This window comes from Hydrogenophaga sp. BPS33 (genome assembly GCF_009859475.1).
GTDB lineage: Bacteria > Pseudomonadota > Gammaproteobacteria > Burkholderiales > Burkholderiaceae_C > Hydrogenophaga.
In genome coordinates this window covers 161,491-186,222 of sequence record NZ_CP044550.1, presented here as the reverse complement: position 1 = coordinate 186,222, position 24,732 = coordinate 161,491, and the positions used below count along the sequence as shown (strand labels likewise).

At 62.0% G+C, this 24,732-nt stretch carries 20 protein-coding genes and 4 pseudogenes; 20 read left to right on the top strand and 4 right to left on the bottom strand.

Annotated elements, in window-relative coordinates; all coding sequences use genetic code 11:
* Positions 1 to 113: 113 nt before the first annotated feature.
* The 4 genes and pseudogenes from F9K07_RS30280 to F9K07_RS30270 all read left to right on the top strand — a co-directional run.
* Positions 114 to 3,033, top strand: a pseudogene (locus F9K07_RS30280) (Tn3-like element IS1071 family transposase).
* Positions 3,034 to 3,190: 157 nt separating this feature from the next.
* Positions 3,191 to 3,325, top strand: a complete 135-nt coding sequence (locus F9K07_RS32145) for a hypothetical protein (RefSeq protein WP_268894765.1) — start codon at positions 3,191 to 3,193, stop codon at positions 3,323 to 3,325.
* A 1-nt stretch (position 3,326) separates the two neighbouring features.
* The gene (locus tag F9K07_RS30275) at positions 3,327 to 4,196 is read left to right on the top strand and encodes a UPF0280 family protein (RefSeq protein ID WP_159597313.1); all 870 of its coding nucleotides are present in this window, start codon (positions 3,327 to 3,329) and stop codon (positions 4,194 to 4,196) included.
* Between the two features lie 13 nt (positions 4,197 to 4,209).
* A pseudogene (locus tag F9K07_RS30270) lies at positions 4,210 to 4,521 on the top strand (uracil-DNA glycosylase family protein); the annotation flags it as partial.
* A 51-nt stretch (positions 4,522 to 4,572) separates the two neighbouring features.
* On the opposite strand, the gene F9K07_RS30265 reads toward F9K07_RS30270, so the two are convergent.
* A complete protein-coding gene (locus F9K07_RS30265; protein ID WP_159597311.1) occupies positions 4,573 to 5,052 on the bottom strand; it encodes a MarR family winged helix-turn-helix transcriptional regulator in 480 nt (159 codons plus the stop codon).
* 89 nt (positions 5,053 to 5,141) lie between these two features.
* On the opposite strand from F9K07_RS30265, the gene F9K07_RS30260 reads away from it, so the two are divergent.
* The 5 genes and pseudogenes from F9K07_RS30260 to F9K07_RS32350 all read left to right on the top strand — a co-directional run bounded on the left by F9K07_RS30260 (position 5,142) and on the right by F9K07_RS32350 (position 9,615).
* The gene (locus tag F9K07_RS30260; protein WP_159597310.1) at positions 5,142 to 6,422 is read left to right on the top strand and encodes a Rieske 2Fe-2S domain-containing protein; all 1,281 of its coding nucleotides are present in this window, start codon (positions 5,142 to 5,144) and stop codon (positions 6,420 to 6,422) included.
* A gap of 73 nt (positions 6,423 to 6,495) precedes the next feature.
* Positions 6,496 to 7,449, top strand: coding sequence for a Bug family tripartite tricarboxylate transporter substrate binding protein (locus tag F9K07_RS30255; RefSeq protein ID WP_159597309.1), 954 nt, complete (start codon positions 6,496 to 6,498; stop codon positions 7,447 to 7,449).
* Positions 7,450 to 7,526: 77 nt separating this feature from the next.
* Positions 7,527 to 8,468, top strand: coding sequence for a PDR/VanB family oxidoreductase (locus F9K07_RS30250; RefSeq protein ID WP_159597308.1), 942 nt, complete (start codon positions 7,527 to 7,529; stop codon positions 8,466 to 8,468).
* Positions 8,469 to 9,284, top strand: a pseudogene (locus tag F9K07_RS32355) (tripartite tricarboxylate transporter substrate-binding protein); the annotation flags it as partial. It abuts the gene before it with no gap.
* An 85-nt stretch (positions 9,285 to 9,369) separates the two neighbouring features.
* Positions 9,370 to 9,615 carry a tripartite tricarboxylate transporter substrate-binding protein gene (locus tag F9K07_RS32350; protein WP_442907464.1) on the top strand — a complete coding sequence of 82 codons (246 nt, stop codon included), beginning with the start codon at positions 9,370 to 9,372 and terminating at the stop codon, positions 9,613 to 9,615.
* On the opposite strand, the gene F9K07_RS30240 is transcribed toward F9K07_RS32350, so the two are convergent.
* A complete protein-coding gene (locus F9K07_RS30240; RefSeq protein WP_159597307.1) occupies positions 9,587 to 10,411 on the bottom strand; it encodes a hypothetical protein in 825 nt (274 codons plus the stop codon). The two genes, F9K07_RS32350 and F9K07_RS30240, sit on opposite strands and share 29 nt — an antisense overlap.
* A 47-nt stretch (positions 10,412 to 10,458) precedes the next feature.
* On the opposite strand from F9K07_RS30240, the gene F9K07_RS30235 reads away from it, so the two are divergent.
* The 5 genes and pseudogenes from F9K07_RS30235 to F9K07_RS30220 form a co-directional block, all read left to right on the top strand.
* Positions 10,459 to 10,812 (top strand): hypothetical protein, encoded by a 354-nt coding sequence (locus F9K07_RS30235; RefSeq protein ID WP_159597306.1) that lies wholly within the window; start codon positions 10,459 to 10,461, stop codon positions 10,810 to 10,812.
* 114 nt (positions 10,813 to 10,926) lie between these two features.
* Complete coding sequence (locus F9K07_RS30230) at positions 10,927 to 13,842, top strand: Tn3-like element IS1071 family transposase (protein WP_003158660.1); 2,916 nt, start codon at positions 10,927 to 10,929, stop codon at positions 13,840 to 13,842.
* Positions 13,843 to 13,999: 157 nt separating this feature from the next.
* Entirely contained in the window at positions 14,000 to 14,134 is a 135-nt protein-coding gene (locus F9K07_RS32140) for a hypothetical protein (RefSeq protein ID WP_268894765.1), read from the top strand.
* A gap of 1 nt (position 14,135) precedes the next feature.
* Entirely contained in the window at positions 14,136 to 15,005 is an 870-nt protein-coding gene (locus F9K07_RS30225) for a UPF0280 family protein (RefSeq protein ID WP_159597313.1), read from the top strand.
* A gap of 13 nt (positions 15,006 to 15,018) precedes the next feature.
* Positions 15,019 to 15,330, top strand: a pseudogene (locus tag F9K07_RS30220) (uracil-DNA glycosylase family protein); the annotation flags it as partial.
* A 51-nt stretch (positions 15,331 to 15,381) separates the two neighbouring features.
* On the opposite strand, the gene F9K07_RS30215 reads toward F9K07_RS30220, so the two are convergent.
* Positions 15,382 to 15,861 carry a MarR family winged helix-turn-helix transcriptional regulator gene (locus F9K07_RS30215; RefSeq protein ID WP_159597311.1) on the bottom strand — a complete coding sequence of 160 codons (480 nt, stop codon included), beginning with the start codon at positions 15,859 to 15,861 and terminating at the stop codon, positions 15,382 to 15,384.
* An 89-nt stretch (positions 15,862 to 15,950) separates the two neighbouring features.
* Between F9K07_RS30215 and F9K07_RS30210 the strand changes: the two genes are divergently transcribed.
* The 4 genes from F9K07_RS30210 to F9K07_RS30195 all read left to right on the top strand — a co-directional run bounded on the left by F9K07_RS30210 (position 15,951) and on the right by F9K07_RS30195 (position 20,424).
* Positions 15,951 to 17,231 (top strand): Rieske 2Fe-2S domain-containing protein, encoded by a 1,281-nt coding sequence (locus F9K07_RS30210; RefSeq protein WP_159597310.1) that lies wholly within the window; start codon positions 15,951 to 15,953, stop codon positions 17,229 to 17,231.
* Between the two features lie 74 nt (positions 17,232 to 17,305).
* Complete coding sequence (locus F9K07_RS30205) at positions 17,306 to 18,259, top strand: Bug family tripartite tricarboxylate transporter substrate binding protein (protein WP_159597309.1); 954 nt, start codon at positions 17,306 to 17,308, stop codon at positions 18,257 to 18,259.
* 77 nt (positions 18,260 to 18,336) lie between these two features.
* Entirely contained in the window at positions 18,337 to 19,278 is a 942-nt protein-coding gene (locus F9K07_RS30200) for a PDR/VanB family oxidoreductase (RefSeq protein ID WP_159597308.1), read from the top strand.
* A gap of 183 nt (positions 19,279 to 19,461) precedes the next feature.
* A complete protein-coding gene (locus F9K07_RS30195) occupies positions 19,462 to 20,424 on the top strand; it encodes a tripartite tricarboxylate transporter substrate binding protein (RefSeq protein WP_236582100.1) in 963 nt (320 codons plus the stop codon).
* On the opposite strand, the gene F9K07_RS30190 is transcribed toward F9K07_RS30195, so the two are convergent.
* The gene (locus F9K07_RS30190) at positions 20,396 to 21,220 is read right to left on the bottom strand and encodes a hypothetical protein (RefSeq protein ID WP_159597307.1); all 825 of its coding nucleotides are present in this window, start codon (positions 21,218 to 21,220) and stop codon (positions 20,396 to 20,398) included. The genes F9K07_RS30195 and F9K07_RS30190 overlap by 29 nt on opposite strands.
* A 47-nt stretch (positions 21,221 to 21,267) precedes the next feature.
* On the opposite strand from F9K07_RS30190, the gene F9K07_RS30185 reads away from it, so the two are divergent.
* Positions 21,268 to 21,621, top strand: coding sequence for a hypothetical protein (locus tag F9K07_RS30185; RefSeq protein WP_159597306.1), 354 nt, complete (start codon positions 21,268 to 21,270; stop codon positions 21,619 to 21,621).
* Between the two features lie 114 nt (positions 21,622 to 21,735).
* The gene (locus F9K07_RS30180; RefSeq protein ID WP_003049965.1) at positions 21,736 to 24,651 is read left to right on the top strand and encodes a Tn3-like element IS1071 family transposase; all 2,916 of its coding nucleotides are present in this window, start codon (positions 21,736 to 21,738) and stop codon (positions 24,649 to 24,651) included.
* The last annotated feature ends 81 nt before the right edge of the window (positions 24,652 to 24,732 follow it).

The following is a 24,732-nucleotide window of genomic DNA, read 5'->3' as shown; positions in this document are numbered from 1 at the left end:
GGTACGCAAAGCTAGCACTGGCGCGGGGGTGGTCTGGGTAGACCGTTGATTTCATTGACTTTCCTGTTCGCTTTGTAAACGGGTATGGTGGCCTCCCACTTTTGAGGTTCACGATGCAGGGTTGGCACACAACGTTTTTGGGGATGCGTGGGCTCCCCCGCGATATCAGCGACTTCGAGATGAAGGCATTTTTCACCTTCGATGGTGCCGAGCGCGACGCAATCAATGCACGCCGAGGTGATTCCCACAAGCTTGGTCTGGCGCTCCATATTGGTTTCCTGCGCATGAGTGGGCGTTTGCTCGGTGCCTTTCGGGTAATTCCAGTAGCCTTGTGGCGCCACCTTGGCAACGAGCTTGGCATTGCAGCACCAGAAGTCGCCTCGCTGAGAGCCATGTATGAACGCGGGCGCACGCTATTCGATCACCAACAAGTAGCCTGCACGGTCCTTGGATTCCAGTGGATGAGCGAGCACCAGCGCCGCTCACTGGTACGTGAACTGCGCGACGAAGTGGCGCGCTGCGCCGACCGCGATCAGCTACTCGTGCGGGCGCGTCAATGGCTGTACAAGAACAAGCTGGTGATCGTGCACGAGCGGGCAATTCGGACACTGATTGCGGCGGCACTTGCCCAGCTTGAAGTTGAAACAGGCACCGCCATCGCCGCCAGCGTTGATCCAGCAACACTTGATCGCTGGCGAGCCTCAGTTTCAGAGCTGCGCCCAGATGGACAAACCCAGCAGAGTTGGCTATGGGCTGCACCGGCGAAACACTCAACCCGCCAAATCAGCGAGGTACTGGAGCGCATCGACCTGCTTTACACGCTGGACGTTCATAAGCACCTGGCAGACATCCCCGATCTCATCTTGCGCCGCTACGCGCGCCGACTTGTCTCCAGGCCGCCCTCAGCCGGAGCCAAGATCAAAGAGCCAGCGCGCACCGTGGAGGTCGCATGCTTTCTTCGGTATTGCCTGTTCACCACCACAGACCAGTTGATCCTTATGGTGCAGCGCCGGATCGCCGATCTGTGGCGTCAGGCTGCCGCCGATGTCCCCGCTACCGTCAATTGGGCCGCAATGTACAAAACGCTGCTCGGCGAACTTGTTGCCTTGAGCGCGCAAGGTGCGGTGCCAGATGCTGAGTTGCGTGCCCGTCTTGAAGCCTTGATCACCGAAACCCAGAAACGCAAACCACCGAGCAGGGCCTCCCTGGTCCGCGAGGGATTGATTGATGGAATTCGCCCCGTGCGGTCGTTGCTCGTCGCCATTGCAAAGCTGCCCTGGCAGGCCACCGGCGAGCATCCTGCCATCGAGTACCTTGCCAAGCTGCAAGCTTTATATCTCAAAGGATCCAGAAAGCTGCCAGTTGAAGTGGTGGCACCAAGTCTGGGAATGATCTGGCAGGTTTCGATCTCCAGCCCAGACCGGGAACGGGCGTTTCAGGCGTTGGAGGTGGCCACCCTGTTTGCCCTGCGCCGCGCGGTGCGCAATGGCTCGGTCTGGATTGAGCACAGCCTGAGCTTTCGGGGTCGTGCGCGCTTGTTCTTCACGGACGAGCGTTGGCAGGCAGAGTCCAAGAAACACTATGCCCGTCTATCGTTACCCAGCAAGGCTGCCACTTTCTTGAAGCCTTTGCTGGCCAGAGTAACTGCCGGTGTCGATGCGGTGGCCGCTGCAGCCCGCAGTGGCGTACTGCGCGTGGATGATGAACTCCATTTGTCGCCATTGCCCGCAGAGGACGAAGACCCAGAAGTGACCAAGCTGCGCGCGGCTTTGGATCACCGCATCGGTGAGGTTCAATTGCCGGAAGTGATTCTGGCCGTTGACGCCCAGGTGCGCTTTAGCTGGATCATGCTCGGACGTGAGCCGCGCTCTACCGACGAGCTGCTGATGGTCTATGCCGGCATCATGGCCCACGGCACCAGTCTGACTGCGGTCGAATGCGCGCGCATGATTCCGCAATTGTCTGCCACCAGCATTCGCCAGGCCATGCGCTGGGCGCGGGACGAACGGCGTCTGAGCCAGGCCTGCCAGGCTGTGCTGGAATTCATGCAGCGACACCCGATTGCCGCCACCTGGGGGCGGTCCGATTTGGCATCTTCTGACATGATGACATGGAGACCACCAAACGGGTGTGGCAAGCCCGGCTTGATCCTCGGCGCAACACACCTTCCATTGGAATCTACTCCCATGTAAAAGACCGGTGGGGCATCTTCCATGCGCAGCCCTTTGTGCTCAATGAGCGCCAGGCGGGCGTGGCCATTGAAGGTGTCATCCGCCAAGAAAAGCTGGAGACCAGCCCAGCTTGCTGTGGATACCCATGGCTACACCGACTTTGCCATGTCACATGCCCGTTTGCTTGGTTTTGATCTTTGCCCGCGGTTGAAGGAACTCAAACAGCGCCACCTCTTTGTGCCACGCGGCACCAAAGTGCCCGCAGAAATCGCTGCGGTGTGCGAAGCCAATGTCGACGTCGCTTTGATCGAAAAGCATTGGGATAGTCTGGTGCACCTGGCAGCCTCGGTCATGAGCGGACATGCCAGTGCGGTGGCAGCTCTTGCGCGGTTCGGTTCTGCCGCCCAGGGGCGATCCAATCTATGAGGCTGGCGTGCAATTGGGGCGGTTGCTGCGTACGGCGTTTTTTGGCTGACTACTTTGTCAAGGACGCTTTCAGGAACGAGTTGCGCCGGGTGCTCAATCGGGGCGAGGCTGTTAACGCCCTCAAGCGCGCCATTTATACCGGCCGGATCAGCCCGGCGCAGGCCCAAACGTGTCGATGAAATGCAGGCTGTGGCCGATGCGTTGAGCCTGATGGCCAACATCGTGATGGCGTGGAATACCTCACAGATGCAGGCGGTCCTGGATCGCTGGTCGAACCGCCGCCAGGTCATTCCACCGGAACTGATCGGGAAGATTGCGCCCACCAGGCTGGAGAGCATCAACTTGCGGGGTGTGTTTCGCTTCCCGGTTGACCGCTATGCTGACCAAAATCCTGCCTTCGCGGCCAAATGCATCGATAACTGGCACCAATGGATGAAACCGACCACGGTTTGACGCCACGAATCGCAGATTTGAAAGTGAACAGGAAAGTCAATGAAATCAACGATCTACCAACACCACCTCCGCGCCAGTGCTAGCTTTTCGTACCGTCACTTATTGCACTGAAAACGAGGAGACCCCCCATCGAATTCTCGATGACCATGGCGGACTACCTCGACTTCGGCGGCCACAGCGACCAGGTGTTTTCCGTCGATGCCGCGTTGAGCCGTGCCCGGACAGCACTGCAGGCGCCGCCGCGGGGCTACGAGGTGCGTACGATCGGCGAATGACGTGGGCCCTGTATGCGGCCGGCTCGATCAGGGCCGTATCCACTTCCAGCACGGTCCCATCGACCTGGTGATCTTCGCGCTGGGCGAGAGCGCCGTGATCGAAGAAGCCCACGCGAAGGCCTGGGCACGTTTCGGGCAGATCCTGCCGGAATTGGTCGCCGAACTTCCCGACCTTCGGCAAGCGATCGACCCGCGAGTCCAATGCGGGATGGTGGGCCCTGTCGCCCGGCGAATGTGGAGCGCTTGTCGTCCATTCGCGCGCGACTTCATCACGCCGATGGCGGCCGTGGCCGGATCCGTCTCGGATGAAATCGTGGATTTCTATCGGACTGCCGGTGTCAGGCGAGCCGCCATCAACAACGGAGGCGACATTGCCCTGCATCTTGAAGCGGGCGAACGAATGCGCATTGCGGTTGTGCCCGACATCTCTGATCCGCACGCGGCACACGATCCCGGAAAACGGCTCCACCTGAACATCGATGCCGCGAACCCAGTCCGTGGTGTTGCGACGAGTGGATGGCCGGGGCGGAGCTTCTCGCTCGGCATCGCGGACAGTGTGACCATCCTCGCATTGACGGCTGCGCAGGCGGACGCCGCCGCAACAGCGGTCGCCAACGCGGTCAACGTCGATCACCCGCTTGTCGTTCGCCGGCCTGCCCGGGAGTTGCAACCGGATTCGGACTTGGGCGACCGCCTCGTGACAGTGGCCGTACCGGCTCTCCCGGAAACCGTGGTGCACGACGCCCTGGACGCCGGGGAGGCCAAGGCTCGCGAGCTGCTCGACGCGAACTTGATCGCGGCCGCGGTGCTGGTGTGTCAGGGCCGGGTTCGAATGGTAGGTCGTAGTGCGTTCATCTTGCAGCCACCATGACCGAAGCAGTCCGATGACCGCCAACAGGAATGGGAGCGGCGTCCCCTGGAATGACGCCAGTGGCAAGCGCCTGCGCGAATGGCTGGGAGTGGATGACGCAACGTTCCATGACGTGCGCAAGTGCGCGATCGTTCCAATGGGGATGTGTTATCCCGGGCGAGGTGCTGGAGGCGACTTGCCGCCGCGTCCTGAATGCGCGCCACTGTGGCATGACCGGATTTTCGCGCTCATGCCGCGGGTCGAACTCACCATTCTGATCGGGCAGTACGCCCAAGCGAAATTCCTTGGATCGCGCCGTGGCCCAACGCTCACCGAGAAAGAGCGTGTCGCCAGCGTGCTGGCGCAATGACCAGCGCAGCGCGAAACATGTGAGCCTTCAGGCGGCTTCTCCGGACGCAGCGTCCGGAGCACTCAGTCGTGCGGCGCGGTCCCCGAGAACCGACATCACGTGGAAGAAAGTCTTCGCATCCGCCGCCGAAACTTCGGCAAGCAGGTCGGCCTCCACCTGACTGATCATGGCCTCGACGTGCCGGTGGACCTTTTTGCCGGGCGTGGACAGGCTCAAGCTCAGGCGCCTCCTGTCATGCATGTCCACTGCCTTCTTGACATAGCCCTGTTCGACCAGCTTTTCGATTGCGCGGGCAACGAAGAAGGCGTCCGTGCTCGTCCTCGCGGCCACTTCCTTGGCAGAGATCGGCTCGAATCGACCGATGACCGCCATGACTCGCCAACCGATCACCGTCAGGCCGAACTCATCCTTCCACCTCGGCGCAAGAAAGCGCGTGATGCGCGTGGCGATCGAAAGACAACGGTAGGAAATCCTGTTTTCGAGAGGGACGCTGTTCGGGGTACGCATCCGTTGATTCTATGGGGCCACCGCAGTTGACAGCCATGAACGACGACCCAATAATAGCGAACCGCTACTAATTTTGAAGGAGATCGGGTATGTCGAATTCCGAGAGCAATGAGACCTTGACTCGGATGGGTCCAGGCGCTGCCATGGGACGGGTGTTCCGGCAGTTTTGGCAGCCCGCGCTGCTCTCCGAGGAATTGCCCGTAGCGGACTGTCCGCCGGTTCGCGTGCGGCTGATGGGGGAAGACTTTGTCGCCTTTCGCGACTCCAGCGGCAAAGTGGGGTTGCTCGACGCGCATTGCCCCCACCGACTCGCGGACCTGTTCTTCGGCCGCAACGAGGAGGGCGGTCTTCGTTGCGTCTATCACGGCTGGAAGTTCAGCGTGGCGGGTGAAATCCTCGACATGCCCAGCGAACCGCAAGGAAGCCCCATGCGCTGCAACCCGAATCTGCGTGCAAAGGCGTATCCCGTGCGGGAAGCGGGCGGCATCATCTGGGCGTATCTCGGCCCGCAAGAGTCCATGCCGGCTTTGCCCGACATGGAATTCATGAGCCTTCCTCCGCAGAACGTCCATGTTTCCAAGTGCCTGATGAAGTGCAACTATCTGCAGGCACTCGAGGGCAGTATCGACACGGCCCACCTGACCTTCCTGCACCATTCCATGGCCCCGATGGAGAAGGACGTCTTTGCCGTGGGCAATCTTCAGGAATTCGGGGATGCGGATGGGGCGCCGCGGTTCTTCTGCGAAGACACCGACTTCGGAATGCGAATCTCCGCACGAAGGGACGGGGGTAACGGCAACTACTACTGGCGCATCACCCAGTGGTTGATGCCCAACTACGTGTTGGTGCCCACAGCCGAGGGGCTGGTGTGCAGAGCCAATCTGTTCATTGCCATCGACGACGAAAACTGCTGGTGGTATCGCGTCCGCTATCACGTCGGACGTCCTCTTGGCAGTGACGAGCTGGCGGAATACAAGACTGGAAATCTGGATTACGCGAGATTGATCCCGGGCACCTACATTCCGCAGGGGAACCGCGCGAACGATTACCTGATGGATCGGGATCTGCAGAGACGCGGCTCATTCACCGGAATTCCGAGTGCCCAACTTCAGGACCTCGCCGTGCAGGAGAGCCAGGGGCCGATCGCAGACCGGACCAAGGAGCACTTGGGTACCTCGGACACCGCGATCGTGAAATGCCGCAGACGCCTCCTCGAGGTTGCGAAGAAGTTCGCAAATGACGGAACCGTCCCGACGGCGGCGAAGCGCGGCGAACTCTACAAGCACCGCGCCATTGCCATTCTGCTTCCGATGGATATCACACCTGAACAGGCGGGAAGCCATCCGGCAACAGTGCCCGATGCCCGATAGTGCCCCCAAGACAGTACGCAAGGAGACAGCTGTGAAACGGATATCGAAGTGTGGAATTTCCTTGAGGCTTGCCGTGGCGTTGTTCGCCTCGGCCATCCTGTGCAACGCGCACGCCCAGACCAAGGAGGTGTGGCCGTCCAAGCCAGTCCGGTTCGTCGTTCCATTCACGGCGGGCGGTTCCATCGATGTGCTGGCACGCCTGGTGGGCAGACACCTCGAAACCCGTCTGAATCAACCGATCGTGGTGGAGAACCGCACGGGCGCCGGTGGAACGGTCGGTACTGATCTTGTGGCCAGGGCTCCGGCGGATGGGTACACGCTACTTTTCACCGCGCAAGGGCCGTTGGTGCTCAACCCCTTCCTGATGAAGCGCCTGCCGTACGACGCGACAACATTTGCGCCCGTGACGGTCGTGGTCGAGGCGCCGAACGTGCTCGTCGCGAGCAGGCAGCTGCCGGTTTCCAGCTTCGAGGAACTGCGCAACTTCGCCAAAGCCAATCCCGAAAAGATGACATTCGCGACTCAGGGCATCGGGACGACAGGCCATGTCACGGGCGAATTGATCAACCAGCAGGCCGGCACCGCGCTGACGCATGTCGCGTATCAGGGTTTTCCGCCGGCGCTCACCGATGTTCTCGCGGGGCGTGTCAGCCTGATGATAGGTGACACCATCAATCTTGTGCCGCGAATCGTTTCGGGGCAATTGCGCCCGATCGCTATCGCTTCCACCAGGCGCAGCGCCGTGCTGCCGAACGTTCCCACTTTCGCCGAGGCTGGCTATCCGGCGATCGTCTCGGGACCCTGGTACGCGGTCGTGGCCCCGGCAGGGACACCGATCGAGATCAGGCACAAGCTGGCCGACGAGATTCGCCAGGTGCTGGGGCTTCGCGAAGTGCAGGATAAGCTCAAGGAGCTGGGTGTCGAAGCCCGCGGCCTCTCGCCGGAGGAGTTCGATGTTTATCTGAAGTCGGAATACAAGAGATGGGGCGGGGTGATCCAGAAAGCCGGGATATCTCTTGACAAGTAGTTCTCGTCAAGAGCCCGTCACCGGGCCACCGCGAACGAACTTGATCCAACTGTAGCGTCACGCCGTATGGGGGAATCATGAAAGCCCGCGTGCATTCGATAACGTACGGCGCCGATGACGTGCTGATCTACGACATCCGCAGCGCCGATGGCCAACAGCTGCCGCCGTTCGAGGCGGGGGCGCATATTGACGTGACCATTCCCGGCGGCATCGTGCGCAGCTATTCGCTCGCCAACGATCCGTCGGATCGCCACAGGTACGTTGTCGGCGTCAAGCGTGAGGCCCAGGGTCGAGGCGGTTCGGCTTCGATGCATGCCCATGTCCAGGCCGGGACGCTGCTCGACATCGCCGGGCCGCGCAACAACTTTGCTCTCGAGGAGGATGCTGCCCATAGCGTCTTCATTGCCGGAGGAATTGGAATCACGCCGCTGTGGAGCATGGCTCAAAGGCTCGAGGCGTTGCGCAAGCCCTGGACCATGTACATGCGAGGCCGCAGCCGCAAGACGACGGCGTTCCTTGACTGCCTGTCGTCTCCCCGGTTGGGCGGGCGCGTCCATGTGAGCTTCAGCGAGGACGCCGGGACCCCGCGCCTGGACATCCACTCCATCGTCGCGAAGGCGCCGAAAGGGGCGCACATCTACTGCTGCGGACCGGAGTCAATGCTGGAGTGCGTCGAGAGCGCCTGCGTGCACCTCCCGAAGGAGCGCCTTCATCTGGAGCGCTTCAAGGCAAAGGAAATGCAGTCGCGCGACGGAGGCTACCTCGTCCGACTTGCCCGCAGCAATCAGGAGATCCGAATCCAGAAGGGATGCACGATTCTGGAATCGCTCCGGCAGCGGGGCATCCCGGTGCAGTCTTCCTGTCAGCAGGGGGTCTGCGGGGCATGTGAGACCGCGGTTCTCGCGGGCCGTCCAGACCATCGCGATTGCGTCCTCTCCGAGGAGGAGCGAACACACGGCAAGAGCATGTTGATCTGCTGCTCGGGCTCGTTGACCGAGGAGTTGGTGCTCGATCTTTAGATGCTTGCGCGACTCGTGGACCGGGCGTTGCGCGCCCGAACCCACACGGCACAGCCAGGCATCGGACCGTCCCTTGGCCTGCAAGTTTTGATGGCGGTTGGCCGTAGGTGCTCTGGTCGCCGCTGCGTAGCATGCGGAGCATCAGGCGCGTTTTCCGCGCCGCAATGCCCAGGAGACAACGCCATGCTTGCCAGAAGACCCATCCTCGCGCTCGCCCTCACCTTGCTCGCAGGTGCGATGCCGGCCTTTGCCAACACGTTCCCGACACAGCCCGTGCGCTTCATCGTGCCGTTCCCGCCCGGCGGTTCCGCCGACGCGCTCACGCGCATGCTTGCCCAGCGGATGCAGGCCGCGTGGGGCCAGGCGGTGGTTGTCGAGAACAAACCCGGCGGCACGGTGATCGGGACCGACCTCGTCGCGAAGGCGGCGCCCGACGGGCATACGATCGCGCTCGTGATCCCATCGCTCGCGGTGAACCCGAGCATCATGGCGCAACTGCCGTATGACACGGTGAAGGATCTTGCCGGCGTGACGCTGATCAGCACGCTGCCGATCGCGCTCTTTGCCACACCCAGCCTGCCCGTGAACAACGTTGCGGAACTCGTCGCCTATGCGAAGAAGAACCCGAAGACGCTGAGCTACGGCTCGGCGAGACTCGGTTCGACGTCGCACCTCGCCGGCCTGATGCTGAACCAGCTGGCCGGCGTGGACCTGGTTCACGTGCCCTACAAGGGCAGCGCCCCCGCGCAGCAGGACCTGATCGGCGGCCGGCTCACGCTGCTCTTCGACTCGTTCATTTCCCAACTGCCGATGGTGCAAGCGGGCCGCGTGAAGCTGGTGGCGCCGGCCGGACCGCGGGCGGCTCCCCGGTTTCCCCGACGCCGCCCCGATCGGGGACACGGTGAAGGGATTCAACGTGGAAAGCTACTTCGGGGTCATCGCGCCACGGGCAACGCCGCCCGCGGTGTTGGCCCAGATCCACCAGGCCATCAAGAAAGCGATGGAAGACCCCGCCGTGTCTTCCTGGATGGCGACCCAGGGCATGGTGCCGGCCGCATCCACGCCGGCGCAGTTCGACGCGTTCATCCAGGCCGACATGAAAAAGTGGGCGGCGGTCGTCAAGTCACTCGGCGGCAAGATCGCGTAAGCAGCGCGTCGAGCACGCCGATCGCGGCGAAGAGCTCTTCACGCGGCGCGCCTGCATAGCCCACCAGCAGCAGCTGCTCACGCCTGCCTGGACGCGCAAGCACGCGCGCCCCGACGCGATTTTCTTCGAGAGCGCGTTCCAGCAGCCCCGGTTCGCTCACGTTTCGAAAGCTCGCCACCAGGTAGGAACCCGCGGCCTGGAACGAGAGATCTCCCGTGAAAGCGCCCCTGCGCAAGGCCGCCAGCGCCGCCTTGCGCCGCTCCCCATGGGCTTTGCGAAGCCGGTTGGCGTGACGCCCGATATAGCCTTGCGTGATGAAATCAAACAGCGTGCGCTGCATCTGCAGCGGCGAGTTGTACGCCTGCTGCTGCGCAGCGGCGGAGAAAGACTGGACCAGTTCGTGGGGAGCGACGATGAAGCCGCAGCCCACCTCGGGGAACACGCTGCGCTCGAACGAGCCGAGATAGATCGTTCGTTCGGCGCTTGCGCCCCGGGCAAGGACCGCTTCATGCGGGCCCGTTTCGTACAGGTCGAGGTCACGGTCGTCTTCGACCAGCCAGCCCGCGTGCTTGCGCGACCACCCGACCAGCTCCGCGAGCGCGTCCGCGCTCCATGGCTCGCCCGTGAACGCAAAGTCGGCCGGGCAACAGATGGCGAGCTTCGCCGAAGGCAGGGCGGCGGTGCTCCCTGCCATGCACGGAAACGGGACGACCTGCACACCGCCGCGCACGAGCCTCACGCGATTGGCGACGGCTTCGCGCAGCCGCGGGTGGCCGGCCCGGTCATGCGGCAGCATGTCCTCGGACAGCAGGTTCTTCGCATGGCGCGTGGCGAGGCGGCACCATGCCTTGCGCGGGAAGAGGTCGATGGGGCGACCACCCCGACCCCCACGTTCGCGGCAGCAACCAGCAGCCCGCCACGCTGACAGTGAGCGCGCAGCTTGTGAAGGAGCGGCCGGACCTGGTGGACCGTTATGTCGCCCAGATCGTTAACGCGGCGCGATGGAGCCAAGCGAATCGCGTTCCCACCGTGCAGTCGTTCGCGAACGAGGTCGGCACTTCCTACGAGTGGGCGGAAGCGGCATACGGCCCGCGATCGCACGAGCTGCTCACACCGTCGCTGGATGTCGAACTCGTTGCCGCCGCCAAACCCACAAGGAGTTTCTGGGGGTCTCCTCGTTTTCAGTGCAATAAGTGACGGTACGCAAAGCTAGCACTGGCGCGGGGGTGGTCTGGGTAGACCGTTGATTTCATTGACTTTCCTGTTCGCTTTGTAAACGGGTATGGTGGCCTCCCACTTTTGAGGTTCACGATGCAGGGTTGGCACACAACGTTTTTGGGGATGCGTGGGCTCCCCCGCGATATCAGCGACTTCGAGATGAAGGCATTTTTCACCTTCGATGGTGCCGAGCGCGACGCAATCAATGCACGCCGAGGTGATTCCCACAAGCTTGGTCTGGCGCTCCATATTGGTTTCCTGCGCATGAGTGGGCGTTTGCTCGGTGCCTTTCGGGTAATTCCAGTAGCCTTGTGGCGCCACCTTGGCAACGAGCTTGGCATTGCAGCACCAGAAGTCGCCTCGCTGAGAGCCATGTATGAACGCGGGCGCACGCTATTCGATCACCAACAAGTAGCCTGCACGGTCCTTGGATTCCAGTGGATGAGCGAGCACCAGCGCCGCTCACTGGTACGTGAACTGCGCGACGAAGTGGCGCGCTGCGCCGACCGCGATCAGCTACTCGTGCGGGCGCGTCAATGGCTGTACAAGAACAAGCTGGTGATCGTGCACGAGCGGGCAATTCGGACACTGATTGCGGCGGCACTTGCCCAGCTTGAAGTTGAAACAGGCACCGCCATCGCCGCCAGCGTTGATCCAGCAACACTTGATCGCTGGCGAGCCTCAGTTTCAGAGCTGCGCCCAGATGGACAAACCCAGCAGAGTTGGCTATGGGCTGCACCGGCGAAACACTCAACCCGCCAAATCAGCGAGGTACTGGAGCGCATCGACCTGCTTTACACGCTGGACGTTCATAAGCACCTGGCAGACATCCCCGATCTCATCTTGCGCCGCTACGCGCGCCGACTTGTCTCCAGGCCGCCCTCAGCCGGAGCCAAGATCAAAGAGCCAGCGCGCACCGTGGAGGTCGCATGCTTTCTTCGGTATTGCCTGTTCACCACCACAGACCAGTTGATCCTTATGGTGCAGCGCCGGATCGCCGATCTGTGGCGTCAGGCTGCCGCCGATGTCCCCGCTACCGTCAATTGGGCCGCAATGTACAAAACGCTGCTCGGCGAACTTGTTGCCTTGAGCGCGCAAGGTGCGGTGCCAGATGCTGAGTTGCGTGCCCGTCTTGAAGCCTTGATCACCGAAACCCAGAAACGCAAACCACCGAGCAGGGCCTCCCTGGTCCGCGAGGGATTGATTGATGGAATTCGCCCCGTGCGGTCGTTGCTCGTCGCCATTGCAAAGCTGCCCTGGCAGGCCACCGGCGAGCATCCTGCCATCGAGTACCTTGCCAAGCTGCAAGCTTTATATCTCAAAGGATCCAGAAAGCTGCCAGTTGAAGTGGTGGCACCAAGTCTGGGAATGATCTGGCAGGTTTCGATCTCCAGCCCAGACCGGGAACGGGCGTTTCAGGCGTTGGAGGTGGCCACCCTGTTTGCCCTGCGCCGCGCGGTGCGCAATGGCTCGGTCTGGATTGAGCACAGCCTGAGCTTTCGGGGTCGTGCGCGCTTGTTCTTCACGGACGAGCGTTGGCAGGCAGAGTCCAAGAAACACTATGCCCGTCTATCGTTACCCAGCAAGGCTGCCACTTTCTTGAAGCCTTTGCTGGCCAGAGTAACTGCCGGTGTCGATGCGGTGGCCGCTGCAGCCCGCAGTGGCGTACTGCGCGTGGATGATGAACTCCATTTGTCGCCATTGCCCGCAGAGGACGAAGACCCAGAAGTGACCAAGCTGCGCGCGGCTTTGGATCACCGCATCGGTGAGGTTCAATTGCCGGAAGTGATTCTGGCCGTTGACGCCCAGGTGCGCTTTAGCTGGATCATGCTCGGACGTGAGCCGCGCTCTACCGACGAGCTGCTGATGGTCTATGCCGGCATCATGGCCCACGGCACCAGTCTGACTGCGGTCGAATGCGCGCGCATGATTCCGCAATTGTCTGCCACCAGCATTCGCCAGGCCATGCGCTGGGCGCGGGACGAACGGCGTCTGAGCCAGGCCTGCCAGGCTGTGCTGGAATTCATGCAGCGACACCCGATTGCCGCCACCTGGGGGCGGTCCGATTTGGCATCTTCTGACATGATGACCATGGAGACCACCAAACGGGTGTGGCAAGCCCGGCTTGATCCTCGGCGCAACACACCTTCCATTGGAATCTACTCCCATGTAAAAGACCGGTGGGGCATCTTCCATGCGCAGCCCTTTGTGCTCAATGAGCGCCAGGCGGGCGTGGCCATTGAAGGTGTCATCCGCCAAGAAAAGCTGGAGACCAGCCAGCTTGCTGTGGATACCCATGGCTACACCGACTTTGCCATGTCACATGCCCGTTTGCTTGGTTTTGATCTTTGCCCGCGGTTGAAGGAACTCAAACAGCGCCACCTCTTTGTGCCACGCGGCACCAAAGTGCCCGCAGAAATCGCTGCGGTGTGCGAAGCCAATGTCGACGTCGCTTTGATCGAAAAGCATTGGGATAGTCTGGTGCACCTGGCAGCCTCGGTCATGAGCGGACATGCCAGTGCGGTGGCAGCTCTTGCGCGGTTCGGTTCTGCCGCCCAGGGCGATCCAATCTATGAGGCTGGCGTGCAATTGGGGCGGTTGCTGCGTACGGCGTTTTTGGCTGACTACTTTGTCAAGGACGCTTTCAGGAACGAGTTGCGCCGGGTGCTCAATCGGGGCGAGGCTGTTAACGCCCTCAAGCGCGCCATTTATACCGGCCGGATCAGCCCGGCGCAGGCCAAACGTGTCGATGAAATGCAGGCTGTGGCCGATGCGTTGAGCCTGATGGCCAACATCGTGATGGCGTGGAATACCTCACAGATGCAGGCGGTCCTGGATCGCTGGTCGAACCGCCGCCAGGTCATTCCACCGGAACTGATCGGGAAGATTGCGCCCACCAGGCTGGAGAGCATCAACTTGCGGGGTGTGTTTCGCTTCCCGGTTGACCGCTATGCTGACCAAATCCTGCCTTCGCGGCCAAATGCATCGATAACTGGCACCAATGGATGAAACCGACCACGGTTTGACGCCACGAATCGCAGATTTGAAAGTGAACAGGAAAGTCAATGAAATCAACGATCTACCAACACCACCTCCGCGCCAGTGCTAGCTTTTCGTACCGTCACTTATTGCACTGAAAACGAGGAGACCCCCCATCGAATTCTCGATGACCATGGCGGACTACCTCGACTTCGGCGGCCACAGCGACCAGGTGTTTTCCGTCGATGCCGCGTTGAGCCGTGCCCGGACAGCACTGCAGGCGCCGCCGCGGGGCTACGAGGTGCGTACGATCGGCGAATGACGTGGGCCCTGTATGCGGCCGGCTCGATCAGGGCCGTATCCACTTCCAGCACGGTCCCATCGACCTGGTGATCTTCGCGCTGGGCGAGAGCGCCGTGATCGAAGAAGCCCACGCGAAGGCCTGGGCACGTTTCGGGCAGATCCTGCCGGAATTGGTCGCCGAACTTCCCGACCTTCGGCAAGCGATCGACCCGCGAGTCCAATGCGGGATGGTGGGCCCTGTCGCCCGGCGAATGTGGAGCGCTTGTCGTCCATTCGCGCGCGACTTCATCACGCCGATGGCGGCCGTGGCCGGATCCGTCTCGGATGAAATCGTGGATTTCTATCGGACTGCCGGTGTCAGGCGAGCCGCCATCAACAACGGAGGCGACATTGCCCTGCATCTTGAAGCGGGCGAACGAATGCGCATTGCGGTTGTGCCCGACATCTCTGATCCGCACGCGGCACACGATCCCGGAAAACGGCTCCACCTGAACATCGATGCCGCGAACCCAGTCCGTGGTGTTGCGACGAGTGGATGGCCGGGGCGGAGCTTCTCGCTCGGCATCGCGGACAGTGTGACCATCCTCGCATTGACGGCTGCGCAGGCGGACGCCGCCGCAACAGCGGTCGCCAACGCGGTCAACGTCGATCACCCGCTTGTCGTTCGCCGGCCTGCCCGGGAGTTGCAACCGGATTCGGACTTGGGCGACCGCCTCGTGACAGTGGCCGTACCGGCTCTCCCGGAAACCGTGGTGCACGACGCCCTGGACGCCGGGGAGGCCAAGGCTCGCGAGCTGCTCGACGCGAACTTGATCGCGGCCGCGGTGCTGGTGTGTCAGGGCCGGGTTCGAATGGTAGGTCGTAGTGCGTTCATCTTGCAGCCACCATGACCGAAGCAGTCCGATGACCGCCAACAGGAATGGGAGCGGCGTCCCCTGGAATGACGCCAGTGGCAAGCGCCTGCGCGAATGGCTGGGAGTGGATGACGCAACGTTCCATGACGTGCGCAAGTGCGCGATCGTTCCAATGGGGATGTGTTATCCCGGGCGAGGTGCTGGAGGCGACTTGCCGCCGCGTCCTGAATGCGCGCCACTGTGGCATGACCGGATTTTCGCGCTCATGCCGCGGGTCGAACTCACCATTCTGATCGGGCAGTACGCCCAAGCGAAATTCCTTGGATCGCGCCGTGGCCCAACGCTCACCGAGAAAGAGCGTGTCGCCAGCGTGCTGGCGCAATGACCAGCGCAGCGCGAAACATGTGAGCCTTCAGGCGGCTTCTCCGGACGCAGCGTCCGGAGCACTCAGTCGTGCGGCGCGGTCCCCGAGAACCGACATCACGTGGAAGAAAGTCTTCGCATCCGCCGCCGAAACTTCGGCAAGCAGGTCGGCCTCCACCTGACTGATCATGGCCTCGACGTGCCGGTGGACCTTTTTGCCGGGCGTGGACAGGCTCAAGCTCAGGCGCCTCCTGTCATGCATGTCCACTGCCTTCTTGACATAGCCCTGTTCGACCAGCTTTTCGATTGCGCGGGCAACGAAGAAGGCGTCCGTGCTCGTCCTCGCGGCCACTTCCTTGGCAGAGATCGGCTCGAATCGACCGATGACCGCCATGACTCGCCAACCGATCACCGTCAGGCCGAACTCATCCTTCCACCTCGGCGCAAGAAAGCGCGTGATGCGCGTGGCGATCGAAAGACAACGGTAGGAAATCCTGTTTTCGAGAGGGACGCTGTTCGGGGTACGCATCCGTTGATTCTATGGGGCCACCGCAGTTGACAGCCATGAACGACGACCCAATAATAGCGAACCGCTACTAATTTTGAAGGAGATCGGGTATGTCGAATTCCGAGAGCAATGAGACCTTGACTCGGATGGGTCCAGGCGCTGCCATGGGACGGGTGTTCCGGCAGTTTTGGCAGCCCGCGCTGCTCTCCGAGGAATTGCCCGTAGCGGACTGTCCGCCGGTTCGCGTGCGGCTGATGGGGGAAGACTTTGTCGCCTTTCGCGACTCCAGCGGCAAAGTGGGGTTGCTCGACGCGCATTGCCCCCACCGACTCGCGGACCTGTTCTTCGGCCGCAACGAGGAGGGCGGTCTTCGTTGCGTCTATCACGGCTGGAAGTTCAGCGTGGCGGGTGAAATCCTCGACATGCCCAGCGAACCGCAAGGAAGCCCCATGCGCTGCAACCCGAATCTGCGTGCAAAGGCGTATCCCGTGCGGGAAGCGGGCGGCATCATCTGGGCGTATCTCGGCCCGCAAGAGTCCATGCCGGCTTTGCCCGACATGGAATTCATGAGCCTTCCTCCGCAGAACGTCCATGTTTCCAAGTGCCTGATGAAGTGCAACTATCTGCAGGCACTCGAGGGCAGTATCGACACGGCCCACCTGACCTTCCTGCACCATTCCATGGCCCCGATGGAGAAGGACGTCTTTGCCGTGGGCAATCTTCAGGAATTCGGGGATGCGGATGGGGCGCCGCGGTTCTTCTGCGAAGACACCGACTTCGGAATGCGAATCTCCGCACGAAGGGACGGGGGTAACGGCAACTACTACTGGCGCATCACCCAGTGGTTGATGCCCAACTACGTGTTGGTGCCCACAGCCGAGGGGCTGGTGTGCAGAGCCAATCTGTTCATTGCCATCGACGACGAAAACTGCTGGTGGTATCGCGTCCGCTATCACGTCGGACGTCCTCTTGGCAGTGACGAGCTGGCGGAATACAAGACTGGAAATCTGGATTACGCGAGATTGATCCCGGGCACCTACATTCCGCAGGGGAACCGCGCGAACGATTACCTGATGGATCGGGATCTGCAGAGACGCGGCTCATTCACCGGAATTCCGAGTGCCCAACTTCAGGACCTCGCCGTGCAGGAGAGCCAGGGGCCGATCGCAGACCGGACCAAGGAGCACTTGGGTACCTCGGACACCGCGATCGTGAAATGCCGCAGACGCCTCCTCGAGGTTGCGAAGAAGTTCGCAAATGACGGAACCGTCCCGACGGCGGCGAAGCGCGGCGAACTCTACAAGCACCGCGCCATTGCCATTCTGCTTCCGATGGATATCACACCTGAACAGGCGGGAAGCCATCCGGCAACAGTGCCCGATGCCCGATAGTGCCCCCCAAGACAGTACGCAAGGAGACAGCTGTGAAACGGATATCGAAGTGTGGAATTTCCTTGAGGCTTGCCGTGGCGTTGTTCGCCTCGGCCATCCTGTGCAACGCGCACGCCCAGACCAAGGAGGTGTGGCCGTCCAAGCCAGTCCGGTTCGTCGTTCCATTCACGGCGGGCGGTTCCATCGATGTGCTGGCACGCCTGGTGGGCAGACACCTCGAAACCCGTCTGAATCAACCGATCGTGGTGGAGAACCGCACGGGCGCCGGTGGAACGGTCGGTACTGATCTTGTGGCCAGGGCTCCGGCGGATGGGTACACGCTACTTTTCACCGCGCAAGGGCCGTTGGTGCTCAACCCCTTCCTGATGAAGCGCCTGCCGTACGACGCGACAACATTTGCGCCCGTGACGGTCGTGGTCGAGGCGCCGAACGTGCTCGTCGCGAGCAGGCAGCTGCCGGTTTCCAGCTTCGAGGAACTGCGCAACTTCGCCAAAGCCAATCCCGAAAAGATGACATTCGCGACTCAGGGCATCGGGACGACAGGCCATGTCACGGGCGAATTGATCAACCAGCAGGCCGGCACCGCGCTGACGCATGTCGCGTATCAGGGTTTTCCGCCGGCGCTCACCGATGTTCTCGCGGGGCGTGTCAGCCTGATGATAGGTGACACCATCAATCTTGTGCCGCGAATCGTTTCGGGGCAATTGCGCCCGATCGCTATCGCTTCCACCAGGCGCAGCGCCGTGCTGCCGAACGTTCCCACTTTCGCCGAGGCTGGCTATCCGGCGATCGTCTCGGGACCCTGGTACGCGGTCGTGGCCCCGGCAGGGACACCGATCGAGATCAGGCACAAGCTGGCCGACGAGATTCGCCAGGTGCTGGGGCTTCGCGAAGTGCAGGATAAGCTCAAGGAGCTGGGTGTCGAAGCCCGCGGCCTCTCGCCGGAGGAGTTCGATGTTTATCTGAAGTCGGAATACAAGAGATGGGGCGGGGTGATCCAGAAAGCCGGGATATCTCTTGACAAGTAGTTCTCGTCAAGAGCCCGTCACCGGGCCACCGCGAACGAACTTGATCCAACTGTAGCGTCACGCCGTATGGGGGAATCATGAAAGCCCGCGTGCATTCGATAACGTACGGCGCCGATGACGTGCTGATCTACGACATCCGCAGCGCCGATGGCCAACAGCTGCCGCCGTTCGAGGCGGGGGCGCATATTGACGTGACCATTCCCGGCGGCATCGTGCGCAGCTATTCGCTCGCCAACGATCCGTCGGATCGCCACAGGTACGTTGTCGGCGTCAAGCGTGAGGCCCAGGGTCGAGGCGGTTCGGCTTCGATGCATGCCCATGTCCAGGCCGGGACGCTGCTCGACATCGCCGGGCCGCGCAACAACTTTGCTCTCGAGGAGGATGCTGCCCATAGCGTCTTCATTGCCGGAGGAATTGGAATCACGCCGCTGTGGAGCATGGCTCAAAGGCTCGAGGCGTTGCGCAAGCCCTGGACCATGTACATGCGAGGCCGCAGCCGCAAGACGACGGCGTTCCTTGACTGCCTGTCGTCTCCCCGGTTGGGCGGGCGCGTCCATGTGAGCTTCAGCGAGGACGCCGGGACCCCGCGCCTGGACATCCACTCCATCGTCGCGAAGGCGCCGAAAGGGGCGCACATCTACTGCTGCGGACCGGAGTCAATGCTGGAGTGCGTCGAGAGCGCCTGCGTGCACCTCCCGAAGGAGCGCCTTCATCTGGAGCGCTTCAAGGCAAAGGAAATGCAGTCGCGCGACGGAGGCTACCTCGTCCGACTTGCCCGCAGCAATCAGGAGATCCGAATCCAGAAGGGATGCACGATTCTGGAATCGCTCCGGCAGCGGGGCATCCCGGTGCAGTCTTCCTGTCAGCAGGGGGTCTGCGGGGCATGTGAGACCGCGGTTCTCGCGGGCCGTCCAGACCATCGCGATTGCGTCCTCTCCGAGGAGGAGCGAACACACGGCAAGAGCATGTTGATCTGCTGCTCGGGCTCGTTGACCGAGGAGTTGGTGCTCGATCTTTAGATGCTTGCGCGACTCGTGGACCGGGCGTTGCGCGCCCGAACCCACACGGCACAGCCAGGCATCGGACCGTCCCTTGGCCTGCAAGTTTTGATGGCGGTTGGCCGTAGGTGCTCTGGTCGCCGCTGCGTAGCATGCGGAGCATCAGGCGCGTTTTCCGCGCCGCAATGCCCAGGAGACAACGCCATGCTTGCCAGAAGACCCATCCTCGCGCTCGCCCTCACCTTGCTCGCAGGTGCGATGCCGGCCTTTGCCAACACGTTCCCGACACAGCCCGTGCGCTTCATCGTGCCGTTCCCGCCCGGCGGTTCCGCCGACGCGCTCACGCGCATGCTTGCCCAGCGGATGCAGGCCGCGTGGGGCCAGGCGGTGGTTGTCGAGAACAAACCCGGCGGCACGGTGATCGGGACCGACCTCGTCGCGAAGGCGGCGCCCGACGGGCATACGATCGCGCTCGTGATCCCATCGCTCGCGGTGAACCCGAGCATCATGGCGCAACTGCCGTATGACACGGTGAAGGATCTTGCCGGCGTGACGCTGATCAGCACGCTGCCGATCGCGCTCTTTGCCACACCCAGCCTGCCCGTGAACAACGTTGCGGAACTCGTCGCCTATGCGAAGAAGAACCCGAAGACGCTGAGCTACGGCTCGGCGAGACTCGGTTCGACGTCGCACCTCGCCGGCCTGATGCTGAACCAGCTGGCCGGCGTGGACCTGGTTCACGTGCCCTACAAGGGCAGCGCCCCCGCGCAGCAGGACCTGATCGGCGGCCGGCTCACGCTGCTCTTCGACTCGTTCATTTCCCAACTGCCGATGGTGCAAGCGGGCCGCGTGAAGCTGGTGGCGCCGGCCGGACCGCGGCGGCTCCCCGGTTTCCCCGACGCCGCCCCGATCGGGGACACGGTGAAGGGATTCAACGTGGAAAGCTACTTCGGGGTCATCGCGCCACGGGCAACGCCGCCCGCGGTGTTGGCCCAGATCCACCAGGCCATCAAGAAAGCGATGGAAGACCCCGCCGTGTCTTCCTGGATGGCGACCCAGGGCATGGTGCCGGCCGCATCCACGCCGGCGCAGTTCGACGCGTTCATCCAGGCCGACATGAAAAAGTGGGCGGCGGTCGTCAAGTCACTCGGCGGCAAGATCGCGTAAGCAGCGCGTCGAGCACGCCGATCGCGGCGAAGAGCTCTTCACGCGGCGCGCCTGCATAGCCCACCAGCAGCAGCTGCTCACGCCTGCCTGGACGCGCAAGCACGCGCGCCCCGACGCGATTTTCTTCGAGAGCGCGTTCCAGCAGCCCCGGTTCGCTCACGTTTCGAAAGCTCGCCACCAGGTAGGAACCCGCGGCCTGGAACGAGAGATCTCCCGTGAAAGCGCCCCTGCGCAAGGCCGCCAGCGCCGCCTTGCGCCGCTCCCCATGGGCTTTGCGAAGCCGGTTGGCGTGACGCCCGATATAGCCTTGCGTGATGAAATCAAACAGCGTGCGCTGCATCTGCAGCGGCGAGTTGTACGCCTGCTGCTGCGCAGCGGCGGAGAAAGACTGGACCAGTTCGTGGGGAGCGACGATGAAGCCGCAGCCCACCTCGGGGAACACGCTGCGCTCGAACGAGCCGAGATAGATCGTTCGTTCGGCGCTTGCGCCCCGGGCAAGGACCGCTTCATGCGGGCCCGTTTCGTACAGGTCGAGGTCACGGTCGTCTTCGACCAGCCAGCCCGCGTGCTTGCGCGACCACCCGACCAGCTCCGCGAGCGCGTCCGCGCTCCATGGCTCGCCCGTGAACGCAAAGTCGGCCGGGCAACAGATGGCGAGCTTCGCCGAAGGCAGGGCGGCGGTGCTCCCTGCCATGCACGGAAACGGGACGACCTGCACACCGCCGCGCACGAGCCTCACGCGATTGGCGACGGCTTCGCGCAGCCGCGGGTGGCCGGCCCGGTCATGCGGCAGCATGTCCTCGGACAGCAGGTTCTTCGCATGGCGCGTGGCGAGGCGGCACCATGCCTTGCGCGGGAAGAGGTCGATGGGGCGACCACCCCGACCCCCACGTTCGCGGCAGCAACCAGCAGCCCGCCACGCTGACAGTGAGCGCGCAGCTTGTGAAGGAGCGGCCGGACCTGGTGGACCGTTATGTCGCCCAGATCGTTAACGCGGCGCGATGGAGCCAAGCGAATCGCGTTCCCACCGTGCAGTCGTTCGCGAACGAGGTCGGCACTTCCTACGAGTGGGCGGAAGCGGCATACGGCCCGCGATCGCACGAGCTGCTCACACCGTCGCTGGATGTCGAACTCGTTGCCGCCGCCAAACCCACAAGGAGTTTCTGGGGGTCTCCTCGTTTTCAGTGCAATAAGTGACGGTACGCAAAGCTAGCACTGGCGCGGGGGTGGTCTGGGTAGACCGTTGATTTCATTGACTTTCCTGTTCGCTTTGTAAACGGGTATGGTGGCCTCCCACTTTTGAGGTTCACGATGCAGGGTTGGCACACAACGTTTTTGGGGATGCGTGGGCTCCCCCGCGATATCAGCGACTTCGAGATGAAGGCATTTTTCACCTTCGATGGTGCCGAGCGCGACGCAATCAATGCACGCCGAGGTGATTCCCACAAGCTTGGTCTGGCGCTCCATATTGGTTTCCTGCGCATGAGTGGGCGTTTGCTCGGTGCCTTTCGGGTAATTCCAGTAGCCTTGTGGCGCCACCTTGGCAACGAGCTTGGCATTGCAGCACCAGAAGTCGCCTCGCTGAGAGCCATGTATGAACGCGGGCGCACGCTATTCGATCACCAACAAGTAGCCTGCACGGTCCTTGGATTCCAGTGGATGAGCGAGCACCAGCGCCGCTCACTGGTACGTGAACTGCGCGACGAAGTGGCGCGCTGCGCCGACCGCGATCAGCTACTCGTGCGGGCGCGTCAATGGCTGTACAAGAACAAGCTGGTGATCGTGCACGAGCGGGCAATTCGGACACTGATTGCGGCGGCACTTGCCCAGCTTGAAGTTGAAACAGGCACCGCCATCGCCGCCAGCGTTGATCCAGCAACACTTGATCGCTGGCGAGCCTCAGTTTCAGAGCTGCGCCCAGATGGACAAACCCAGCAGAGTTGGCTATGGGCTGCACCGGCGAAACACTCAACCCGCCAAATCAGCGAGGTACTGGAGCGCATCGACCTGCTTTACACGCTGGACGTTCATAAGCACCTGGCAGACATCCCCGATCTCATCTTGCGCCGCTACGCGCGCCGACTTGTCTCCAGGCCGCCCTCAGCCGGAGCCAAGATCAAAGAGCCAGCGCGCACCGTGGAGGTCGCATGCTTTCTTCGGTATTGCCTGTTCACCACCACAGACCAGTTGATCCTTATGGTGCAGCGCCGGATCGCCGATCTGTGGCGTCAGGCTGCCGCCGATGTCCCCGCTACCGTCAATTGGGCCGCAATGTACAAAACGCTGCTCGGCGAACTTGTTGCCTTGAGCGCGCAAGGTGCGGTGCCAGATGCTGAGTTGCGTGCCCGTCTTGAAGCCTTGATCACCGAAACCCAGAAACGCAAACCACCGAGCAGGGCCTCCCTGGTCCGCGAGGGATTGATTGATGGAATTCGCCCCGTGCGGTCGTTGCTCGTCGCCATTGCAAAGCTGCCCTGGCAGGCCACCGGCGAGCATCCTGCCATCGAGTACCTTGCCAAGCTGCAAGCTTTATATCTCAAAGGATCCAGAAAGCTGCCAGTTGAAGTGGTGGCACCAAGTCTGGGAATGATCTGGCAGGTTTCGATCTCCAGCCCAGACCGGGAACGGGCGTTTCAGGCGTTGGAGGTGGCCACCCTGTTTGCCCTGCGCCGCGCGGTGCGCAATGGCTCGGTCTGGATTGAGCACAGCCTGAGCTTTCGGGGTCGTGCGCGCTTGTTCTTCACGGACGAGCGTTGGCAGGCAGAGTCCAAGAAACACTATGCCCGTCTATCGTTACCCAGCAAGGCTGCCACTTTCTTGAAGCCTTTGCTGGCCAGAGTAACTGCCGGTGTCGATGCGGTGGCCGCTGCAGCCCGCAGTGGCGTACTGCGCGTGGATGATGAACTCCATTTGTCGCCATTGCCCGCAGAGGACGAAGACCCAGAAGTGACCAAGCTGCGCGCGGCTTTGGATCACCGCATCGGTGAGGTTCAATTGCCGGAAGTGATTCTGGCCGTTGACGCCCAGGTGCGCTTTAGCTGGATCATGCTCGGACGTGAGCCGCGCTCTACCGACGAGCTGCTGATGGTCTATGCCGGCATCATGGCCCACGGCACCAGTCTGACTGCGGTCGAATGCGCGCGCATGATTCCGCAATTGTCTGCCACCAGCATTCGCCAGGCCATGCGCTGGGCGCGGGACGAACGGCGTCTGAGCCAGGCCTGCCAGGCTGTGCTGGAATTCATGCAGCGACACCCGATTGCCGCCACCTGGGGGCGGTCCGATTTGGCATCTTCTGACATGATGAGCATGGAGACCACCAAACGGGTGTGGCAAGCCCGGCTTGATCCTCGGCGCAACACACCTTCCATTGGAATCTACTCCCATGTAAAAGACCGGTGGGGCATCTTCCATGCGCAGCCCTTTGTGCTCAATGAGCGCCAGGCGGGCGTGGCCATTGAAGGTGTCATCCGCCAAGAAAAGCTGGAGACCAGCCAGCTTGCTGTGGATACCCATGGCTACACCGACTTTGCCATGTCACATGCCCGTTTGCTTGGTTTTGATCTTTGCCCGCGGTTGAAGGAACTCAAACAGCGCCACCTCTTTGTGCCACGCGGCACCAAAGTGCCCGCAGAAATCGCTGCGGTGTGCGAAGCCAATGTCGACGTCGCTTTGATCGAAAAGCATTGGGATAGTCTGGTGCACCTGGCAGCCTCGGTCATGAGCGGACATGCCAGTGCGGTGGCAGCTCTTGCGCGGTTCGGTTCTGCCGCCCAGGGCGATCCAATCTATGAGGCTGGCGTGCAATTGGGGCGGTTGCTGCGTACGGCGTTTTTGGCTGACTACTTTGTCAAGGACGCTTTCAGGAACGAGTTGCGCCGGGTGCTCAATCGGGGCGAGGCTGTTAACGCCCTCAAGCGCGCCATTTATACCGGCCGGATCAGCCCGGCGCAGGCCAAACGTGTCGATGAAATGCAGGCTGTGGCCGATGCGTTGAGCCTGATGGCCAACATCGTGATGGCGTGGAATACCTCACAGATGCAGGCGGTCCTGGATCGCTGGTCGAACCGCCGCCAGGTCATTCCACCGGAACTGATCGGGAAGATTGCGCCCACCAGGCTGGAGAGCATCAACTTGCGGGGTGTGTTTCGCTTCCCGGTTGACCGCTATGCTGACCAAATCCTGCCTTCGCGGCCAAATGCATCGATAACTGGCACCAATGGATGAAACCGACCACGGTTTGACGCCACGAATCGCAGATTTGAAAGTGAACAGGAAAGTCAATGAAATCAACGATCTACCAACACC

Bases quoted from the DNA above. Each gene is read 5' to 3' on its own strand.
- F9K07_RS30260 (WP_159597310.1), top strand. From the start codon at position 5,142: ATGTCGAATTCCGAGAGCAATGAGACCTTGACTCGGATGGGTCCAGGC.
- F9K07_RS30190 (WP_159597307.1), bottom strand. From the start codon at position 21,220: ATGCTGCCGCATGACCGGGCCGGCCACCCGCGGCTGCGCGAAGCCGTC.
- F9K07_RS30200 (WP_159597308.1), top strand. From the start codon at position 18,337: ATGAAAGCCCGCGTGCATTCGATAACGTACGGCGCCGATGACGTGCTG.
- F9K07_RS30235 (WP_159597306.1), top strand. From the start codon at position 10,459: ATGCCTTGCGCGGGAAGAGGTCGATGGGGCGACCACCCCGACCCCCAC.
- F9K07_RS30215 (WP_159597311.1), bottom strand. From the start codon at position 15,861: ATGCGTACCCCGAACAGCGTCCCTCTCGAAAACAGGATTTCCTACCGT.
- F9K07_RS32145 (WP_268894765.1), top strand. From the start codon at position 3,191: ATGACCATGGCGGACTACCTCGACTTCGGCGGCCACAGCGACCAGGTG.
- F9K07_RS30240 (WP_159597307.1), bottom strand. From the start codon at position 10,411: ATGCTGCCGCATGACCGGGCCGGCCACCCGCGGCTGCGCGAAGCCGTC.
- F9K07_RS30250 (WP_159597308.1), top strand. From the start codon at position 7,527: ATGAAAGCCCGCGTGCATTCGATAACGTACGGCGCCGATGACGTGCTG.
- F9K07_RS30180 (WP_003049965.1), top strand. From the start codon at position 21,736: ATGCAGGGTTGGCACACAACGTTTTTGGGGATGCGTGGGCTCCCCCGC.
- F9K07_RS32140 (WP_268894765.1), top strand. From the start codon at position 14,000: ATGACCATGGCGGACTACCTCGACTTCGGCGGCCACAGCGACCAGGTG.
- F9K07_RS30210 (WP_159597310.1), top strand. From the start codon at position 15,951: ATGTCGAATTCCGAGAGCAATGAGACCTTGACTCGGATGGGTCCAGGC.
- F9K07_RS30185 (WP_159597306.1), top strand. From the start codon at position 21,268: ATGCCTTGCGCGGGAAGAGGTCGATGGGGCGACCACCCCGACCCCCAC.
- F9K07_RS30265 (WP_159597311.1), bottom strand. From the start codon at position 5,052: ATGCGTACCCCGAACAGCGTCCCTCTCGAAAACAGGATTTCCTACCGT.
- F9K07_RS30195 (WP_236582100.1), top strand. From the start codon at position 19,462: ATGCTTGCCAGAAGACCCATCCTCGCGCTCGCCCTCACCTTGCTCGCA.
- F9K07_RS30230 (WP_003158660.1), top strand. From the start codon at position 10,927: ATGCAGGGTTGGCACACAACGTTTTTGGGGATGCGTGGGCTCCCCCGC.